The 18,883-nt window shown below is 73.2% G+C and carries 16 protein-coding genes and 1 pseudogene; 11 read left to right on the top strand and 6 right to left on the bottom strand.

What is annotated here, in order from left to right; genetic code table 11:
- Positions 1-21: 21 nt before the first annotated feature.
- The 7 genes and pseudogenes from cysC to SSNG_RS27740 all read left to right on the top strand — a co-directional run bounded on the left by cysC (position 22) and on the right by SSNG_RS27740 (position 6,669).
- Positions 22-567 (top strand): adenylyl-sulfate kinase, encoded by a 546-nt coding sequence (gene cysC, locus SSNG_RS27770; protein ID WP_042802062.1) that lies wholly within the window; start codon positions 22-24, stop codon positions 565-567.
- On the top strand, positions 564-1,505 hold the full coding sequence (gene cysD, locus SSNG_RS27765) for a sulfate adenylyltransferase subunit CysD (RefSeq protein WP_007267251.1): 942 nt from the start codon (positions 564-566) through the stop codon (positions 1,503-1,505). Before cysC ends, cysD begins: the two co-directional genes overlap by 4 nt.
- Positions 1,506-1,507: 2 nt before the next feature.
- Complete coding sequence (locus tag SSNG_RS27760) at positions 1,508-2,836, top strand: GTP-binding protein (RefSeq protein WP_007267250.1); 1,329 nt, start codon at positions 1,508-1,510, stop codon at positions 2,834-2,836.
- Positions 2,837-3,047: 211 nt separating this feature from the next.
- Positions 3,048-4,176: pseudogene (locus SSNG_RS27755) on the top strand (ABC transporter substrate-binding protein).
- 49 nt (positions 4,177-4,225) lie between these two features.
- Positions 4,226-5,017 carry an ABC transporter ATP-binding protein gene (locus tag SSNG_RS27750; protein ID WP_042802061.1) on the top strand — a complete coding sequence of 264 codons (792 nt, stop codon included), beginning with the start codon at positions 4,226-4,228 and terminating at the stop codon, positions 5,015-5,017.
- Positions 5,004-5,900, top strand: a complete 897-nt coding sequence (locus tag SSNG_RS27745; RefSeq protein ID WP_042802060.1) for an ABC transporter permease subunit — start codon at positions 5,004-5,006, stop codon at positions 5,898-5,900. Before SSNG_RS27750 ends, SSNG_RS27745 begins: the two co-directional genes overlap by 14 nt.
- 7 nt (positions 5,901-5,907) lie before the next feature.
- Positions 5,908-6,669: a sirohydrochlorin chelatase gene (locus tag SSNG_RS27740; protein ID WP_007267246.1), complete on the top strand. Its 762-nt coding sequence runs from the start codon at positions 5,908-5,910 to the stop codon at positions 6,667-6,669.
- Here SSNG_RS27740 and SSNG_RS27735 read toward each other — a convergent pair.
- Entirely contained in the window at positions 6,618-7,706 is a 1,089-nt protein-coding gene (locus SSNG_RS27735) for a 2-dehydropantoate 2-reductase N-terminal domain-containing protein (RefSeq protein WP_128637190.1), read from the bottom strand. The two genes, SSNG_RS27740 and SSNG_RS27735, sit on opposite strands and share 52 nt — an antisense overlap.
- A 44-nt stretch (positions 7,707-7,750) precedes the next feature.
- On the opposite strand from SSNG_RS27735, the gene SSNG_RS27730 reads away from it, so the two are divergent.
- Positions 7,751-8,602 carry an aldo/keto reductase gene (locus tag SSNG_RS27730; RefSeq protein ID WP_042804203.1) on the top strand — a complete coding sequence of 284 codons (852 nt, stop codon included), beginning with the start codon at positions 7,751-7,753 and terminating at the stop codon, positions 8,600-8,602.
- A gap of 12 nt (positions 8,603-8,614) precedes the next feature.
- Here the strand turns inward: SSNG_RS27730 and SSNG_RS27725 are convergent, their stop codons facing one another.
- On the bottom strand, positions 8,615-9,181 hold the full coding sequence (locus SSNG_RS27725) for a DUF1697 domain-containing protein (protein WP_007267243.1): 567 nt from the start codon (positions 9,179-9,181) through the stop codon (positions 8,615-8,617).
- Positions 9,182-9,375: 194 nt separating this feature from the next.
- On the bottom strand, positions 9,376-10,587 hold the full coding sequence (gene mgt, locus SSNG_RS27720; RefSeq protein WP_007267242.1) for a macrolide-inactivating glycosyltransferase: 1,212 nt from the start codon (positions 10,585-10,587) through the stop codon (positions 9,376-9,378).
- Positions 10,588-10,767: 180 nt separating this feature from the next.
- On the opposite strand from mgt, the gene SSNG_RS27715 reads away from it, so the two are divergent.
- Complete coding sequence (locus SSNG_RS27715; protein WP_007267241.1) at positions 10,768-11,631, top strand: aminoglycoside phosphotransferase family protein; 864 nt, start codon at positions 10,768-10,770, stop codon at positions 11,629-11,631.
- 166 nt (positions 11,632-11,797) lie between these two features.
- Here SSNG_RS27715 and SSNG_RS27710 read toward each other — a convergent pair whose 3' ends face one another.
- Positions 11,798-12,529 carry an exonuclease domain-containing protein gene (locus SSNG_RS27710; protein WP_042802059.1) on the bottom strand — a complete coding sequence of 244 codons (732 nt, stop codon included), beginning with the start codon at positions 12,527-12,529 and terminating at the stop codon, positions 11,798-11,800.
- Positions 12,530-12,657: 128 nt separating this feature from the next.
- On the bottom strand, positions 12,658-13,944 hold the full coding sequence (locus SSNG_RS27705; protein ID WP_007267239.1) for an SAV2148 family HEPN domain-containing protein: 1,287 nt from the start codon (positions 13,942-13,944) through the stop codon (positions 12,658-12,660).
- A gap of 318 nt (positions 13,945-14,262) precedes the next feature.
- Between SSNG_RS27705 and glgX the strand changes: the two genes are divergently transcribed.
- Positions 14,263-16,377 (top strand): glycogen debranching protein GlgX, encoded by a 2,115-nt coding sequence (gene glgX, locus SSNG_RS27700; protein ID WP_007267238.1) that lies wholly within the window; start codon positions 14,263-14,265, stop codon positions 16,375-16,377.
- On the opposite strand, the gene SSNG_RS27695 is transcribed toward glgX, so the two are convergent.
- Positions 16,362-17,690, bottom strand: coding sequence for an MFS transporter (locus SSNG_RS27695; protein WP_007267237.1), 1,329 nt, complete (start codon positions 17,688-17,690; stop codon positions 16,362-16,364). The genes glgX and SSNG_RS27695 overlap by 16 nt on opposite strands.
- Positions 17,691-17,772: 82 nt before the next feature.
- On the opposite strand from SSNG_RS27695, the gene SSNG_RS27690 reads away from it, so the two are divergent.
- On the top strand, positions 17,773-18,883 hold a 1,111-nt coding region (locus tag SSNG_RS27690), incomplete at its 3' end, for an alpha-amylase family glycosyl hydrolase (protein ID WP_241695131.1).

Below are 18,883 nucleotides of genomic sequence, written 5' to 3'. Positions count from 1 at the left end.
ACGGAACTTACGGAGAAGCGGATGAGCGTGACCGGCCAGGGAGCCACGGTGTGGCTGACCGGTCTGCCCAGCGCGGGCAAGACCACCATCGCGTACGCGCTGGCCGAGCGGCTGCGCGCCGAGGGCCACAAGGTGGAGGTGCTCGACGGGGACGAGATCCGCGAGTTCCTCTCGGCGGGCCTGGGCTTCGGCCGCGAGGACCGGCACACCAACGTGCAGAGGATCGGCTTCGTCGCCGAACTCCTCGCCCGCAACGGTGTGAAGGCCCTCGTCCCGGTGATCGCGCCGTTCGCCGACAGCCGCGAGGCCGTCGCGAAGCGGCACGCCGCCGCTTCGACGAACTACCTCGAAGTGCACGTGGCCACCCCGGTCGAGGTGTGCTCCGAGCGCGACGTGAAGGGCCTGTACGCCAAGCAGGCGGCGGGCGAGATCTCCGGCCTGACCGGCGTCGACGACCCCTACGAGGCACCCCAGAACCCGGACCTCCGGATCGAGTCGCACACGCAGACCGTGCAGGAGTCGGCCTCCGCCCTGCACGCACTGCTCACCGAGAGGGGTCTGGCATGACCACCGCCGCGCACCTGCACACCGAGTCCGGCTCCGACGCGCCCTACGCGCTGTCGCACCTCGACGCCCTCGAATCCGAGGCGGTGCACATCTTCCGTGAGGTGGCGGGCGAGTTCGAGAAGCCGGTGATCCTGTTCTCCGGCGGCAAGGACTCCATCGTCATGCTGCACCTGGCGCTGAAGGCCTTCGCGCCCGCGCCGGTGCCGTTCTCGCTGCTGCACGTGGACACCGGGCACAACTTCCCCGAGGTCCTGTCCTACCGCGACCGCGCCGTCGCCGCGCACGGCCTGCGCCTGCACGTGGCCTCCGTCCAGGAGTACATCGACGCCGGCAAGCTCCGCGAGCGCCCCGACGGCGTCCGCAACCCGCTCCAGACCGTCCCGCTCACCGAGGCCATCCAGCAGCTGAAGTTCGACGCCGTCTTCGGCGGCGGCCGCCGCGACGAGGAGAAGGCCCGCGCCAAGGAGCGCGTCTTCTCCCTGCGCGACGAGTTCTCCCAGTGGGACCCCCGCCGCCAGCGCCCCGAGCTGTGGCAGCTCTACAACGGCCGCCACGCCCCCGGCGAACACGTCCGCGTCTTCCCGCTCTCCAACTGGACCGAGCTCGACGTCTGGCAGTACATCGCCCGCGAGAACATCGAACTCCCCGAGATCTACTTCGCGCACGAACGCGACGTCTTCCAGCGCAACGGCATGTGGCTGACCGCCGGCGAATGGGGCGGCCCCAAGGAGTCCGAGCCCGTGCAGAAGCGCCTCGTGCGCTACCGCACCGTCGGTGACATGTCCTGCACCGGTGCCGTCGACTCCGACGCCGCCGACCTGGACGCCGTGATCGCCGAGATCGCCGTGTCCCGCCTCACCGAGCGGGGCGCGACCCGCGCCGACGACAAGCTGTCCGAGGCCGCGATGGAAGACCGCAAGCGCGAAGGGTACTTCTAACCATGACGACCACCACCGAGCAGCTCAGCACCACCACGCTGCTGCGCTTCGCCACCGCGGGTTCCGTCGACGACGGCAAGTCCACCCTCGTGGGCCGCCTGCTGCACGACTCGAAGTCGGTCCTGGAGGACCAGCTGGAAGCCGTGGAGCGGGTCTCCGCCGACCGCGGCCAGGACGCCCCGGACCTGGCGCTGCTCACCGACGGCCTGCGCGCCGAACGCGAGCAGGGCATCACCATCGACGTGGCCTACCGCTACTTCGCCACCGCCCGCCGCCGCTTCATCCTGGCCGACACCCCCGGGCACGTGCAGTACACCCGGAACATGGTCACCGGCGCCTCCACCGCCGACCTGGCCGTGGTCCTCGTCGACGCCCGCAACGGCGTCATCGAGCAGACCCGCCGCCACGCCGCCGTCGCCGCCCTCCTGCGCGTCCCGCACGTCGTCCTCGCCGTCAACAAGATGGACCTCGTCGGCTACCAGGAGTCGGTCTTCGCCAAGATCGCCGAGGAGTTCACCGCGTACGCCTCGGAGCTGGGCGTCCCGGAGATCACCGCGATCCCGATCTCGGCCCTGGCCGGGGACAACGTGGTCGAGCCCTCCGCGAACATGGACTGGTACGGCGGCCCGACGGTGCTGGAGCACCTGGAGACCGTCCCGGTCAGCCACGACCTCACCGCCTGCCCGGCGCGTTTCCCGGTGCAGTACGTGATCCGTCCGCAGACCGCCGAGCACCCCGACTACCGCGGTTACGCGGGCCAGATCGCCTCCGGCGTCCTGCGCGTCGGCGAGGCCGTCACCGTCCTGCCGTCGGGCCGCACCTCGGTCATCGAGGGCATCGACGCCCTCGGCGAGTCCGTGGACATCGCCTGGTCCCCGCAGTCGGTGACCCTGCGCCTCAAGGACGACATCGACATCTCGCGCGGCGACCTGATCGCGCCGTCCGCGAGCGCCCCGGCCACCACGCAGGACGTCGTCGCCACGGTCTGCCACGTCGCGGACCAGCCGCTGGCCGTCGGCGCGCGGGTGCTGATCAAGCACACGACGCGCACGGTCAAGGCGATCGTCAAGGAGATCCCCTCCCGGCTGACGCTGGACGACCTGTCGCAGCACCCGAGCCCCGGGCAGCTGGTGGCCAACGACATCGGCCGCGTCGTCGTGCGCACCGCCGAGCCGCTCGCGCTCGACGCGTACGCCGACTCCCGCCGCACCGGCTCGTTCCTGCTGATCGACCCGGCCGACGGCACCACCCTGGCGGCCGGCATGGCGGGCGAGTCCTTCGCCTCCAAGGCCGAGGTCGCGGTGGCGGACGAGGACGGGTGGGACTTCTAGTGATGCTCGCCGACATCTACTCCACGTTCGCGAAGGAGGGCGGCCGCGTAGGCAGCGGCGCCCTCGGCAGCGGCCAGGGAGGGGTGGCGCGATGTGCGCGATGACGTACGCGCACCCCATGCGCACCTCCCCCGAGCCGTACCTGCCCCCGCACCACAGACGAAGACCTGCGCCGTAATCCCATGACGGCGCGTCGAGAGGAAGCCCTCCCGTGCCTGCCACCGGTAATCCCCGCACAACCCTGCGCCGCGGCCTCGCCGCCGTCGCCGCCCTGCCGCTGCTGATCGGCGCCCTCGCCTCCTGCGGCTACGGGTCCCAGGCCGAGAAGACCGCCGACGAGGACGCCCAGCCGGCCGCCGCCGGTGGCAAGAAGCTCTCCGCGTCCGAGGTCCGCATCGGGTACTTCCCGAACCTGACCCACGCCACCGCCCTGGTCGGCCTCCAGGAAGGCCTCATCGAGAAGGAACTGAACGGCACCAAGGTCAAGCCGCAGTCCTTCAACGCCGGCCCCTCCGAGATCGAGGCCCTCAACGGCGGCTCCCTCGACATCGGCTTCATCGGCCCCTCGCCGTCCATCAACGGCTACGTCAAGTCCAAGGGCTCCAACCTGCGGATCATCTCCGGCTCCGCCTCCGGCGGCGTCAAGCTGGTCGTGAACCCGGACAAGATCAAGACCCTGGACGACCTCAAGGGCAAGAAGATCGCCACCCCGCAGAAGGGGAACACCCAGGACGTCGCGTTCCTCAACTGGATCGCGGAGAAGGGCTGGACGGTCGACCCCGAGTCCGGCAAGGGCGACGTGTCCGTGGTCCGTACGGACAACAAGGTCACCCCCGACGCCTTCAAGCAGGGCTCCATCGACGGCGCCTGGGTGCCCGAGCCCACGGCCTCCAAGCTCGTCTCCGACGGCGGCTCCGTCCTCCTCGACGAGGGCAGCCTGTGGCCCGAGAACAAGTTCGTGATCACGAACGTCATCGTGTCGCAGAAGTTCCTCAAGGAGCACCCGGACGTGGTCGAGGCCGTGCTGCGCGGCACGGTGAAGACCAACGAGTGGATCCACTCGAACCAGGACAAGGCGAAGGCCTCCGCGAACGCCCGGCTCCTCGCCGAGACCGGCAAGGGCCTGGACCCGAAGGTCATCGACCCGGCGTGGCCCGGGCATCTCGGTCACCGACGACCCGCTGGCCGCGACGCTGAAGACGCAGTCGGAGTGGGCGGTCAAGGCCAAGCTCCTGGAGAAGCCCGACCTGGCCGGCATCTACGACCTGACGCTCCTGAACAAGGTCCTCAAGGCCGCCGGCAAGCCCGCGGTCTCCGACGCCGGCCTCGGCGCCAAGTAATCCCGCCCCCTTGATCCACAGAAGCCAGCAATCCCAGGAGGTGACGACCATGGCCACCACTCTCGCCAAGGCTGCCGAGGGCTCGGTAGCGGAGCAGACGCACGCCGCCCGCATCGAGCACGTCTCGAAGTCCTTCTCCGGCCCGGCCGGATCGCAGCTCGTCCTGGACGACATCAGCCTCGATGTCGCTCCCGGAGAGTTCGTCACGCTCCTGGGGGCATCGGGGTGTGGCAAATCCACCCTGCTGAACCTGGTCGCGGGTCTGGACAAGCCGTCGGCGGGGTCCATCGAGACCCTCGGCCGTCCGGCCCTGATGTTCCAGGAGCACGCCCTGTTCCCCTGGCTCACCGCGGGCAAGAACATCGAGCTGGCCCTGCGGCTGCGCGGAGTGCCCAAGGCCGAGCGCGGGCCCGAGGCCGAACGGCTGCTGGAGCTGGTCCGGCTCGGCGGCGCGTACGGCAAGCGCGTCCACGAACTCTCCGGCGGCATGCGCCAGCGCGTCGCCCTCGCCCGGGCCCTCGCCCAGGACAGCCGCCTCCTGCTGATGGACGAGCCCTTCGCGGCCCTCGACGCCATCACCCGCGACGTCCTGCACGGCGAACTCACCCGCATCTGGGAAGAGACCGGCCTGTCCGTCCTCTTCGTCACCCACAACGTGCGCGAGGCCGTCCGCCTCGCCCAGCGCGTCGTCCTCCTCTCCTCCCGCCCCGGGCGGGTCGCCAAGGAATGGACCGTGGACATCCCGCAGCCGCGCCGCATCGAGGACGCGGACGTCGCCGAGCTGTCCCTCGAGATCACTGAACACCTGCGTGGGGAGATCCGCCGCCATGGCCAGCACTGACACCACTCCGAAGGCCCCGGCGAAGACCGACGACCTGGCCGGCCTGGAAGCCGGCCTGGACGCCCTCGACGCGGTCCAGACCCACCGCACCCCGGTGCGCGAGGTCCTCACCAAGAAGGTCCTGCCCCCGGTCCTCGCCGTCACCCTGGTGCTGGTGGTCTGGCAGGTCCTGGTCGCGGCGAAGGTCACCGAGGAGACCAAGCTCCCCGCCCTGTCCGCCGTCTGGGACAGCCTGTCCGAGATGTGGCTCAAGGGGACGCTCCTCGAAGTCATCTGGACCTCGGTCTCCCGGGGCCTCCTCGGCTTCCTCCTCGCCCTCGCCATCGGCACCCCGCTCGGCCTGCTCGTCGCCCGGGTGAAGTTCGTCCGCGCCGCGATCGGCCCGATCCTCCAGGGCCTCCAGTCGCTGCCGTCGGTCGCCTGGGTGCCGCCGGCCGTGCTCTGGTTCGGCCTCAACGACGCCATGATGTACACGGTGATCCTGCTCGGCGCGGTGCCGTCGATCGCCAACGGCCTCGTCTCCGGCATCGACCAGATCCCGCCGCTGTTCCTGCGGGCCGGCCGGACCCTGGGCGCCACCGGCCTGCGCGGAGCGTGGCACGTGGTCCTGCCTGCGGCCCTGCCCGGCTACGTCGCCGGCCTCAAGCAGGGCTGGGCCTTCTCCTGGCGCTCCCTGATGGCCGCCGAGATCATCGCCAGCTCCCCCGACCTGGGCCTCGGCCTCGGCCAGCTCCTGGAGAACGGCCGCAACAACATCGACCTGCCGGGCGTGTTCCTCGCGATCATCCTGATCCTGGTCGTGGGCATCGCCATCGACCTGCTGATCTTCAGCCCCGTCGAGCGCTGGGTCCTGCGCAGCCGCGGCCTCCTGGTGAAGAGCTGAGCACCCGATGTCCCGCGCACTTCTGGTCATAGCCCACGGCAGCCGCGATCCGCGGCACGCGGCGACCGTGCACGCCCTCGTCGGGCGGGCCCGGTCGCTGCGGCCGGGGCTCCGGGTGGAGGCGGCTTTCCTGGACTTCAACGGCCCGACCGTCTCCCAGTCCCTGGCCTCCCTCTACCTGTCGGGCGTCCGCGAGGTCGTGGCCCTGCCGCTGCTCCTCACCCGGGCCTTCCACGCGAAGGCCGACATCCCGGCGGTCCTGGCGGAATCGGCCGTCCGGCTCCCCGACCTCTCGGTCCGGGTGGCGGACGTCCTGGGCCCGCACCCCCTGCTGGTGGCCTCCCTGGAGCGCCGCCTCGCCGAGGCCGGCCTCGGCCTCACCCCGGCGGACCGCGCGACGACCGGTGTCGTCCTCGCGTCCGCCGGCTCCACCGACCCGGAGGCGATCGCAGTGATCGCTGAAATCGCGCGGGAGTGGCGGCACACCGGTTGGTGCGCCGTGCGGCCTGCGTTCGCCTCCGCCGCCCTTCCCCGCACGGAGGACGCCGTACGCGCCCTGCGCGCGGAGGGCGTCCGCCGCGTGGCGGTCGCCCCGTACGTCATCGCCCCGGGCTTCCTCCCCGACCGGATCGCGGCGGGCGCCGAAGCGGCGGGCGCGGACGTGATCGCGCCCGTCCTGGGCGCCACCCCCGAGCTGGCCCGCCTCCTGCTGCACCGCTACGACACCGCGGCCCCGGCCCGCGCCCCGCACGAGGCCCTGACGGCCTGAAGGCTGTCCCCGTCGCGGGGGACGGCGCGCCGCCTCAGCCGCGGGCCGCGGCCTCGTCGGCCAGGGCGGTCAGTTCGGCGATGGACATCGCCCCGGGCGGCAGGCTTCGCGGGCGAAGATGTTCCGCCGCGTGGCGCAAGGACGTCGTTGACCGGCGTGGGCACGCCGTGGAGGCGGCCCAGCAGGGAGATCTCACCGTTGAGGTAGTCGGCCTCCACCGAGCCCGTGCCGCGGGCCAGGCTCTGCCAGGAGGAGCCGCCGCGTACGCCCGCCGGCTGGTCGACCTTGCCGTCCCGCGCCGCCGACTGCTCGGCCTCGGTGACGTAGCCGATGCCCGCCGCGTCGAAGGCGGCCTTGCCCTCGCGGACGGCCCGCAGCAGCAGGGCGGCCTTGGCCGGGTCCGGCTCGGGGCCGGTGGTCGCCTGGACGGCGTTGCCCAGGTTGCCGAGCAGCTTCGCGTACTTCCACCGCATCACGTCCTCGACGACGGGTGCCTCGAAGCCCGCCCCGCCGAGGTCGGCGGCGATCGCCCGGATCCGCGCGTCCGACCCGCCGGCGGCCCGCCCGAGGTGCAGGATCCCGGTGAGCGGGGAGCACAGGGCCGAGACCACGCCCGGCTCCAGGAAGGTGGCGGGGAGCCAGACGCAGACCCCGTACACCCGCGAGAAGCGGCGCAGGGCGAGCCGTTCGCTCTCCACGCCGTTCTGTGCGCACAGCAGCGGCAGCCGCTGCGCGGCCGTGCCGCCGCCGGCGACCTCCGCGTCGCCCCATGCGTCCAGGGCGGCGATGGCGTGCTGCGTCTTCACCGTGAGCAGCAGTACGTCGTCCGGGCGCAGTTCGCCCAGCTCCGACGGGCCGGTGGCAACGGGGAGCCGGTGGACGCGGGTGCCGTCGGCGGTGGTGAGCCGCAGCCCGTCGGCCTTCAGCGCCTCGGCGTGCGCGCCGCGCGCGACGAGGACGACCTCCCGGCCCGTCTCGGCGAGGCGTCCGCCGATGGTCGCGCCGATCGCTCCGGCGCCGATGATGATGTAACGCATGCCCCGAGCCTGACACACCCGTCGTGCCCGGCTACGGTCGGGCCATGACGAACTCGACGCTCCTGCTGGGTGGTGACCTGCCCGTCCGCCGGCTCGGTCTCGGTACGGGCGGGCTGGTCGGCGCCGGATACTGGGGGCCGCGCGGCAGCCGCGCCGACGCCCGGGCGCTGCTGCGGGCCGCGGTGGAGCGGGGCGTGACGCTGATCGACACCGCCGACAACTACGGGCCCGGCCTGGCCGAGGAGTTGGTCGCCGAGGCCCTGCACCCGTACGGGGAGCGGCTGGTGGTCGCCACCAAGGGCGGGGTGGTGCGCACCGGGCCGGACGAGTGGCACGTGGCGGGCCGTCCGGAGGAGTTGCGGCGGATGTGCGAGGCGAGCCTGCGGCGGCTGCGGCTGGAGCGGATCGATCTGTACCAGCTGCACCGCTTCGACCCGGCGGTGCCGATGGCCGAACAGCTGGGCGCGCTCGCGGAGTTGCGGGCGGAGGGGAAGATCCGGCACATCGGCCTGGACACCGTCACGGCCGAGCAACTGCTCCTGGCGGTGGAGTCGGCACCGGTCGCGGCGGTGCAGAACCCGTTCAACCTGCGGGACCGGTCCTGCGCCGACGTGCTGGCGCTGTGCGAGGCGCGGGGGATCGCCTTCCTGCCGTACTACCCGCTGGGCAGCGGGGCCCTGACCCGTGAGGCCGCGGCCGCCGTCGCGGAGGTGGCCGGGGCGCACGGGGCGACGCCGGGGCAGGTGGCGCTGGCGTGGCTGCTGCACCGCTCGCCGGTCCTGTGCCCGACGCCGGGCACCGGCTCCCCGGCGCACCTGGCGGAGAACCTGGACGCGGCGTCGCTCTCCCTGTCCGACGGCGACCTGGCGCTGCTCGACGCGGTGGGGGCCGGGTAGGGCGTCCCGTGCTCACGGGCGGGTCAGCTCCACGAGCTTGACGACGGTGTTCCAGTTGCGGGTGGTGACGTCCAGGCCCTTGACGACGGCGGGCCGGGCGAGGGCCTCGGCCAGTTTGGAGCGGCCGAGGCCGTCCGGGGCGTAGAGGTAGAGGACGCGGTCCCCCAGCCGGTACTCCTCGGGGAGGTACGCGGCGCCGTCGAGCGCGGCGAAGCGCTCGGGGCCGGGCTGCTCGGAGAGGAAGGTGGCGTGGAGCTGCCTGCCCTCCAGTTCGGCCGCGGGGAAGGGGCAGGCCGCGACGACGGCCGCGAGGTGGTCCCCGTCGACGACGAGGCAGGGCACCCGGAAGCCGAAGTGGGCCTCGATGGCCGCCTCCAGGCCCCGGGCGAGGGCGGTGGTGTCGGTCTCCGCGCTGCTGAAGACGGCGTTGCCGCTCTGCAGGTACGTGCGGACGTCGCCGTGGCCGAGGCCCTCCAGTACGGAGCGCAGCTCGGCCATCGGGACCTTCTTGTTCCCGCCGACGTTGATGCCGCGCAGGAGGGCGGCGTACTTCCTGGTGTTCGGTGTTCTCGCGGTCATGGCCGCACCCTAGGGCCTGTCGTCAAACTCCCGTCGTCGCCCGGAGGGCGGCCCCGCGGCGTCTGGTGCGTGCTCTCGGTGCGCCGGGCGGAAGCCCGCGTACTGGACGTACTTGGCTTTCGCCCGGTGTGGCGAGAGCGCGTGCCAGGCGTCGCGGGGCAGACGGGAGTTTGGCGACAGGCCCTAGGCGGTGGCTACGACAGCGCGGCCTCGATGAGGTCGGCGGCCATCCGCGTGCCGCCCTCGGCGGCCATGCCGGCGCGGACGGCCTCCGCGCGGGCGGCGACCCCGGGGTCGGCGAGGAGGCCGAGGACGGCCTCGCGCAGGGTGGCGGCGTCCGCGTCCTCGGTGTCGACGCGGCGGGCGACGCCGAGGGCGGCGAGCATGTCGGCGTTGCCGAACTGGTCGACGGCCTGCGGTACGGCGACCATCGGGGTCGCGGTGGCCAGGCCCTCCTGGCTGCCGCCGGCGCCGGCGTGGGTGATGAAGGCGTCGGCCTGGCGCAGGATGTCCAGCTGGGGGACCCAGCGGTGGACCTCGACGTTGGCGGGGACCTCGCCCAGTTCGGCCTCGTCGACGAACTTGCCGATCTGCAGGACGACGTGCCAGTCGGGGAGGCCCCCGAAGGCCTCGACGCAGGCGCGGTAGAAGGCGGGCCGGTTGGTGAAGGCGGAGCCGAGGGAGACCAGGAGGACCTTCTTCCCCTCGGCGGAGGCGGGCCGCTCCCAGGTGCCCTGGGTGGCGCCGCGGTCGCCCTGGCAGGCTCCGACGAAGGTGTGGACGGACTCGTCGACCCTGTCGGCGTGCGGCTGGAGGGCGCGCGGGATCAGGACGATGCTGCGCGGCGGGCGGCCGACGAAGTGGTCGGGGTCCTCGTCGATGCCGTTCTCGTCGAGCCAGGCGCGGAAGCGCGCGTAGTAGGCCCGCCCGCGCTCGGAGGCGCGCAGCTGTGCCGTCATCGGGGCGGCGACCTCCTCCTCGTAGCCGGTCCAGGCGACCAGGTTCGGGGACAGGGAGATCTGGGGGACGCCCCAGCGGCGGGCGAGGACGCGCGCCGGGTAGGCGGTGATGTCGTGGATGACGAGGTCGGGTTCGTCGCCCTCGAAGGCGGCGGCGAGCTGCGGGAGCGCCTGGATCGCGTCGTTCAGGAAGGGTTCGATGTTGTCGATCAGCTCGGTGCCCCATTCCTCGGGCTCGTCCTCGGTGGGCAGGACGGAGTTCCAGATCACCGGGGTGGCACCGGTCTCGGCGACCTTCTCGGCGAAGGAGGCGGGGATGGCGTAGCTGACGCGGTGGCCCCTGGCGACGAGCTCCCGGATCACTTCGATGCTCGGGTTCACGTGGCCGGGGGCGGCGATGGAGAACATGGCGATGTGTGCGGGCTCGGCCGTGGCTGCTGAAGTCATGGCTCGACCTTAACGAGACGAGACGTCTCGTGCAACGGGAAAGCGGTCGGCCGGCGCCTCCTGCCCGAAAATCGACGGACCGGCGGATTCGCGCCCCCTGAAGGACCGTCGGGGCCCGCGGTGCGAGACTGGGCGGACTCACGGTGATCACGACGATCCGGCGAAGGACGAGACGAACGCATGGACGAGGCGCGGGCCAGGGACGTACTGGCGGAGGCGGGATTCGCGGGGGCGGGGGCGGACCGCCCCGAGCTGCTCGCCTTCGGCGAGAACGCCGTCTTCGCGGCCGCCGGCCTGGTGGTCAAGGTGGGCCGCGAGGCGGCCCTGCTGGAACGGGCCGAGCGGGAACTCGCGGTGGCCGACTGGCTCGCGGAGGCCGGGATCCCGGCGGTCCGGGCCGCCGAACCCAAGCCCCGACTGGTCGGCGGGCACCCGCTGACGGTCTGGCACCGGCTCCCGGACCCCCTGCGCCCGGCCGGCCCCGAGGACCTCGCGGCGCTGCTGCGGCCGCTGCACGCGCTGCCCGCGCCCTCCTTCGCACTGCCCGCGCGGGACCTGCTGGGCGGGGTCGAGCGGTGGCTCCGGCTGGCCGGCGACGCCGTCGACCCCGAGGACGCGGCGTACCTGCGCGCCCGGCGCGACGCCTACGCGGGCGAAGTCGCCGCCCTCACCCCGCACCTGGCCCCCGGCCCCATCCACGGCGACGCCCTGCCGCGCAACGTGCACGTGGGCCCGGACGGGCCGGTCCTGGTGGACCTGGAGACCGTCTCCTCGGACCTGCGCGAACACGACCTGGTGGTGATGGCCCTGTCCCGCGACCGGTACGGGATGCCCGCCGCCGCCTACGAGGCCTTCACGGCGGCGTACGGCTGGGACGTGCGGGAGTGGGAGGGCTGCGCGGTCCTGCGCGGCGCCCGCGAGACGGCGAGCTGCGCCTGGGTCGCCCAGCACGCCCCCGCCAACCCGAAGGCCCTCGCCGAGTTCCGCCGCCGCGTGACCTCACTCCGCGAAGGCGACACGGAAGCCCGCTGGCACCCGTTCTAGAACGGCGACCCCGTCCCCGGCCCGGCAGCCGAGCACCCCCACCCGGGGCGGGCCGCAAACCCCGCCGAGCCCCCCGGCGACCGAGGAGCCACACCCACCGGCCCCGAAGAGCCCCCCGCCGAACCGGAAGCGCCGCGCGGGCCGCGCGGGTTCCTCCGGGGGCGGCTCAGGCCGAGGTCGGGGCCGGGAGCAGGCCGCGCAGGGGCCAGGCCGTGTCGATCACCGCGTCGGGGCTGCCCTGGCGGCGCAGGTAGGACTGGAAGTCACGGGCCCAGCGGGCGTGCCAGCCGCCCTGACGGTCATGCAGCTCCGCCGGGCTGAGCGCCGCGACCTCCGGGTGCCGGGCGGCTATCGCCCGGGCCACCTGGACCGCCGCCAGTGCGTCGGCCCCCGCGTCGTGCGCCGCGTCGAGGGTGACCCCGTACACCCCGCACACCGCCTCCAGCGTCCGCTTGCCGCGCCGGAACCGGTCCACGGCCCGGTCTATCGTCAGCGGGTCCACGACCGGCCCGGTCTCGGGCCCGCCCAGCCGGTCGGCGAGCGAGGGCAGCCGGTACCGGGCCAGCTCGGCCGAGAGCAGCGTCAGGTCGAAGGCCGCGTTGTAGGCGACGACCACCGCGCCGCCGCGCCAGTGTTCCACCAGCGCCGCCGCGACCTCCTCGGCGACCTCCGCCGCCGGACGGCCCTCCGCGACGGCCCGCTCCGTGCTGATCCCGTGGATCGCCGCCGCCTCCCCCGGGATCGGTATCCCCGGATCCGCGAGCCAGCCGCGCCTCGCCCGCACCTCGCCGCCCCGCACCTCGACCACCGCGGCCGTCACGATCCGGGACTCCCCCGGCTCCGTACCGGTCGTCTCCAGGTCGAACCCGACCAGCGCTCCCCCGTGCCACGCCTCCATGACGCGCCCCTCCCCCGTGTTTCCGGTCAACGCGTTTCAGCCTGCCACGCGCCACTGACACCCGGCCCGGGCACCCCCCGGGCGCCGGCCCGGACCCCACCTGGTAGGCCCGCCCGACGGCACCGGTGTCAGGACACCGGCCGCGAGTCCTCCCACACCGACTCGAACTCCTCCCGGTACGTCTGGAACAGCCCGTGGTCGGCGTCCTTCGGCACGCCCCGCCCGCCCCCGCGCAGCACCAGCACCGGCGCCTCCATCCCCCGGGCCCGCCGCAGGTACGACTGGACCACCGCGATGCCCGAGGACTGCCCCTCCACCAGATAGGCGGTGAAGCGCGGGGTCTCGTCGAAGACGTGGATGTCGAAGCGCGACGGGTCCTTCAGGCCCGCCCGTACCCGGCGCACGTGCAGGATGTTCATCTCCACCGACCGGCTCAGCTCGCCCTTGCGCAGCCCCAGCTCCCGCTCGCGCCGCTTGACCGCGCTGCTCGCCGGGTTCAGGAACAGCAGCCGCACCCGGCAGCCCGCCTCCGTCAGCCGGACGAGCCTGCGCCCCGAGAAGTTCTGCACCAGCAGGTTCAGGCCTATGCCGATGGCGTCGAGCCGGCGCGCACCCCCGAACAGGTCCTCCGCCGGCAGCTGCCGCTGCAGCCGCACCCGGTCCGGGTGGACCGAGATGACGTCCGCGTACCGGTCCCCCACCAGGTCCTCGACGGCGTCGATCGGCAGCCGGTCCGCCGAGGGGCTGCCCGAGCCGGCGCCCAGCACCTCCAGCAGCCGCGCCGAGGCGCGCTCCGCCTGCTCCAGCACCGCCCGCGACAGCGCCCGGTTGCGGGAGACCACGTTCCGGGTGACCTCCAGCTCGTCGAGCGCCAGCTCGATCTCGCGCCGGTCGTCGAAGTACGGCTCGAAACAGGGCCAGTGCTGGACCATCAGCTCCCGCAGCTGGGGCAGGGTCAGGAAGCTCAGCACGTTGTCGTCGGCCGGGTCGAGGAGGTAGCCCTTGCGCCGGCTGACCTCGCGCACCGCCACCGCCCGCTGCACCCACTCCTGCCCGGCGGGACCGGCCGCGGCGACGACCCAGTCGTCCCCGCCGTGCACCGGCTCGTAGACCGGCCGCAGCACGGCGCCGACCACCGACCGCAGCCGCTGCTCGATCAGATTCAGCCAGATGTACGCACGGCCCGCGCGCTGGGCCCGCGTACGGACCTCGCTCCACGCGTCCGCGCCCCAGTCCAGCTCGGCCCCGGCCCGCGCGTCCCCGGCCGCCTGCGGGGCCAGTGACACCGCCGCCCCGGCCGCCGCCCCGGCCACCGCCGCGCCGCCGGACGTACCGCCCGGACCGCCCGCCGCGTCCACCGGGCCACCCTCGTGACCGCTGTCACCAGGGGGCAGCTCCAGACCTCCCGAGCTCACCCGTGCACCGCCTTCTGCGTCTGGACGCCCGTCTCCAGTGATCACGGAAGGGTACTCCGCGCACGCGGCCCGACGCAGCCCGAAGCCGGCCCATGTGACGTCAGGTCCCCTGGTCCGGCTGTCCGTTGACCCATTATGTGATGCCCGGACAGTCCGTTGACCCTCATATCAGCTCTCCGGTTCACCCGTCGGCAGCATTCCAAGTCCACGCGTGCGGACCCTCTTTCGGGGAAGATCTGGCAGAGACGTCATCCGTGCCCGATCCAGCCGGATCGCGGACCGGACCGAGCCGGACCAGGATGGGAAGAGTCGTTAGCCATGCAAGTCTGGCCGGGACAGGCGTATCCGCTGGGCGCCACGTACGACGGCGCGGGCACCAACTTCGCCGTCTACTCCGAGGCCGCCCGGCGCATCGAGCTGTGCCTGCTGCACGACGACGGCTCGGAGACCGCGGTCGAGCTCCGCGAGACGGACGCCTTCGTGCGCCACGCCTACCTGCCGGGGATCATGCCCGGCCAGCGGTACGGGTTCCGCGTGCACGGCCCGTACGAGCCCGAGCGCGGGCAGCGCTGCAACGCGGCGAAGATGCTGCTGGACCCGTACGCGCGGGCCATCAGCGGGAAGGTGTCCTGGGGCGAGGAGGTGTACGGCTACCACTTCGGCCGGCCGGACTCCCGCAACGACCTGGACTCCGCCCCGCACACGATGAGTTCGGTCGTGGTGAACCCGTACTTCGACTGGGCCAACGACCGGCCGCCGCGCCACGAGTACCACCACACGGTGCTGTACGAGGCGCACGTGAAGGGCCTGACCATGCGCCACCCCGACCTCCCTGAGGAGCTGCGGGGCACGTACGGGGCGCTCGCGCACCCGGCGGTGATCGGGCACCTGGCGAAGCTCGGGGTGACGGCGCTGGAGCTGATGCCGGTGCACCAGTACGTCAACGACCACCGCCTGGTGAACGACGGGCTCAGCAACTACTGGGGCTACAACACCATCGGCTTCTTCGCCCCGCACAACGGCTACGCCTCCGGGGACCGGGGCCAGCAGGTGCTGGAGTTCAAGTCGGCGGTACGGGCGCTGCACGAGGCCGGGATCGAGGTGATCCTGGACGTGGTCTACAACCACACCGCCGAGGGAAACCACCTGGGCCCGACGCTGTCCTTCCGGGGCCTGGACAACGCCTCCTACTACCGGCTCGCGGACGACCCCCGGCACTACACGGACACCACGGGCACCGGGAACTCGCTGCTGATGCGCTCCCCGCACGTCCTCCAACTGATCATGGACTCGCTGCGGTACTGGGTGACCGAGATGCACGTGGACGGCTTCCGCTTCGACCTGGCGGCCACCCTGGCCCGGCAGTTCCACGAGGTGGACCGGCTGTCCTCGTTCTTCGACCTGGTGCAGCAGGACCCGGTGGTCAGCCAGGTGAAGCTGATCGCGGAGCCCTGGGACCTGGGCGAGGGCGGCTACCAGGTGGGGAACTTCCCGCCGCTGTGGACCGAGTGGAACGGCAAGTACCGCGACACCGTACGGGACTTGTGGCGGGGACAGCCGCGCACGCTCGCCGAGTTCGCGGGCCGGCTGACGGGCTCCTCCGACCTCTACCAGGACGACGGCCGCCGGCCGCTGGCCTCCATCAACTTCACCACCTGCCACGACGGCTTCACCCTGAACGACCTGGTCTCGTACAACGAGAAGCACAACGAGGCCAACCGGGAGGGCAACCGGGACGGCGAGACCCACAACCGGTCCTGGAACTGCGGGGTCGAGGGCCCCACCGAGGACCCGGAGGTCCGGGAGCTGCGCGAGCGGCAGATGCGGAACTTCACCGCGACCCTGATGCTGTCGCAGGGCGTGCCGATGCTCAGCCACGGCGACGAGTTCGGCCGCACCCAGCAGGGCAACAACAACGCCTACTGCCAGGACAACGAACTGTCCTGGGTGGCCTGGCCCGAACCCGGCAAACCCCCGCCGTCGCTGCTGGAGTTCACCCGGCGGATGGTGTGGCTGCGCCGCGACCACCCGGTGTTCCGCAGGCGCCGGTTCTTCCACGGCAGGCCGGTGGAGGGCACGCACGACGAACTCTCCGACATCGCATGGTTCACCCCGCACGGCGAGGAGATGCGGGCGCGGGACTGGCAGGCGCAGCACGCGCGGGCGCTGACCGTGTTCCTCAACGGGGAGGCGATCTCCGAGCCGGGCACGCGCGGGGAGCGGATCACCGACGACTCGTTCCTGCTGATGTTCAACGCGGGCGCCGAACCGCAGGACTTCACCGTCCCGGCCGGCCACGGGGCGCACTGGCGGCTGGTCGTCGACACGGCGCGGGCGGAAGTACTGCCACCCGGCACCGGGCCGCAGTACGCGGCCGGGGACCGGGTGGCGCTGACAGGACGGTGTCTGGTCGTGCTTCAGCGGCCGGCGTAGCCGGCCCCCGATCCGGCCGCCGAGTCCTCCGGGGAGGCGGTGCGCTGGGCCGGGATGAACAGCTTGGGAGCGGCCGGGTCCTGGGCCGGGTCCTGGGTCCGGGGCCGGGGCCGGGCGGAGGGCACCCGGGTGACGAGGGCGATGGCCAGGCACAGCGCGGCCGCGCCCACCGCGACGGCGAAGGCACCGGCGGGCCCGTACGACTCGGCGAGGCGGCCGGAGACGGCCAGCGCGGCGGCCTGCCCGGCCACCAGGGAACTGGCGGCGAAGGCCATGGACTCGGCGAGCCGGGCGGGCTCCACCACCCGCTCGGTGAGCGCGAACGCGGTGATCAGGTGCGGGGCGTACGCGGCGCCGAGCACGGTGACGACCAGGTACAGCGGCCACAGGGTCTCGGTGAACAGCAGCGGCACGGAGAGGACCAGCGCGGCGCCGGTGGCCACCCGCCAGCGCAGCCGCAGCCCGAAGCGGGCGGGCAGCGCGCCGAGCGCGAGACCGACGGCGGCGCTGACGACGCCCATGGCGGCGTACACGATGCCCGCCTGGCCGGGGACGCCCAACTGCGCGGTGAGCGAGGCGATTCCCGCCTGACAGGCGCCGAACATGGCGCCCTGGAGGGCGAGGGAGCCGCGTACGGCGTGCACCACGCGGGGCTGCCGGGCACGCCGGGCGCCGTCGGCGCGCCGCGGCGCGGGGGTCCCGGCCGTGACGGCGGCGGTCGGGTGCAGGGCGTACGCGGTGCCGAAGACGGCCACCAGGGCGGCGGCGCCGCCGAGGGCGACGGCCGGGTGCGCGACGAGCGCGGCGAGGCCGACGAGGGCCGGGCCGAAGACGAACGAGACCTCGTCGAGGGTGCCTTCGAGCGAGTGCACGGCGCCGACGGTCTTCTCGTCGGCCTTCGCACGGTGCGCGAGCGCGACGGAACGGGTGCGGGCGAGCGGTCCGATCAGCGGTACGGAGGCCCCGGTGACGGCGCCGATCGCGGCGAGCGGGGCGGTCGCGAGGCCGCCGAGGGCGCCGGCGACGAGGGCGGCGGTGGCGAGGGCGTTGACGGCCGCCGCGGTGAGGACGACGGGCCGCTGCCCGTGGCGGTCGGCGAGCCGGCCGAGGAGGGGCCCGAAGACCACCTGGCCGGCGGAGAGGGTGCCGCCCACGATTCCGGCGGAGGCGAGCGAACCGCTGGTCTCCGCGACCAGCAGGACGCTCCCGAACTGGGACATCGCGACGGGCAGTCGGGCGAAGAAGGAGACGAGCGGGAGTAGGGGCCCGGTCAGGGCGATGACGTGACGATAGGTACTGACGGTTCCAACCACCTGATCGACACTAACGCGGCGCAGTCACCCGGATGCATTGGGTAATGGCACGGAATCGTGCGGGCTGGGTACGTACGTTCTCATGAGCCTGGGGTATTCAATCAGCCAATCGGAATCCGGTGTTCAGACGCCGGTCGTTCCGGCGTCCACTTACCGTGTCCAGCTGGGCCCGCGCTTCACGTTCGCGGCGGCCGAGGCAGCCGTACCGTACCTCTCGTCGCTCGGCGTGTCACACCTGCACCTGTCGCCCGTACTGGAGGCGGTGCCGGGCTCGGAACACGGGTACGACGTCACCGACCACGCGAGGGTACGGGCCGAGCTGGGCGGCGAGCGGGGGCTGCGCGCGCTCGCGGCGGCCGGCCGGGCCCACGGGCTCGGGCTGGTCCTGGACATCGTCCCGAACCACATGGCGGTACCGGCGCCGCTGCGGCTCAACCGACCCCTTTGGGAGGTGCTGCGGGAGGGGCCGCACTCGCCGTACGCGCGGTGGTTCGACATCGACTGGGAGGGCGGCGGGGGGCAGGTCCTGCTGCCGGTGCTGGGCGGGGAGGAGGAGGCGCGGGAGGGCCGGGTGGACCGCGGGGCGGGGGTGCTCCGGTACGGGGTCCACGAGTTCCCGCTGCGGGCGGGCACCGCCTCGCTGCCGATGCCGGAGCTGCTGGCCGCGCAGTGGTACCGGGCCGCGTGGTGGCGCGAGGCCCGGACCGGGCTCAACTACCGCCGCTTCTTCACCATCTCCGACCTGATCGGGGTGCGGGTGGAGGACCCCGCCGTGTTCGCCGCGAGCCACGCCAAGGTGCTCCAGCTGGTACGGGACGGGGTGGTGTCCGGCCTGCGGATCGACCACGTCGACGGGCTGGCGGATCCGGAGCAGTACCTGCGCCGGCTGCGGGCCGCGACCGGGGACGGCTGCTGGGTGGTCGTCGAGAAGATCCTGGCCCGCCGGGAGCGCCTGCCGTCGTCCTGGCCGGTGGCCGGCACCACCGGGTACGACGCGCTGCACCGGATCGACGGGGTGTTCACCGACCCGGCGGGGGCGGACCGGCTGGCCCGCGCGTACGGGCAGTGCGGCGGCGGCCCCGCCTCGTGGGAGGAGACCGCCGCGGCCGCGACGCGGGAGGTGCTGACCGTCGACCTGGCCGCCGAGCTGGCCCATGCTGGAACGCTGGGCCGGACCGGAACTGGCGCACGCG

This window comes from Streptomyces sp. C, assembly GCF_000158895.1.
GTDB classification, from domain to species: Bacteria; Actinomycetota; Actinomycetes; order Streptomycetales; family Streptomycetaceae; genus Streptomyces; species Streptomyces racemochromogenes.
The sequence above is the reverse complement of the archived record's forward strand: the minus strand, read 5'-3'. Positions and strand labels throughout refer to the sequence as shown.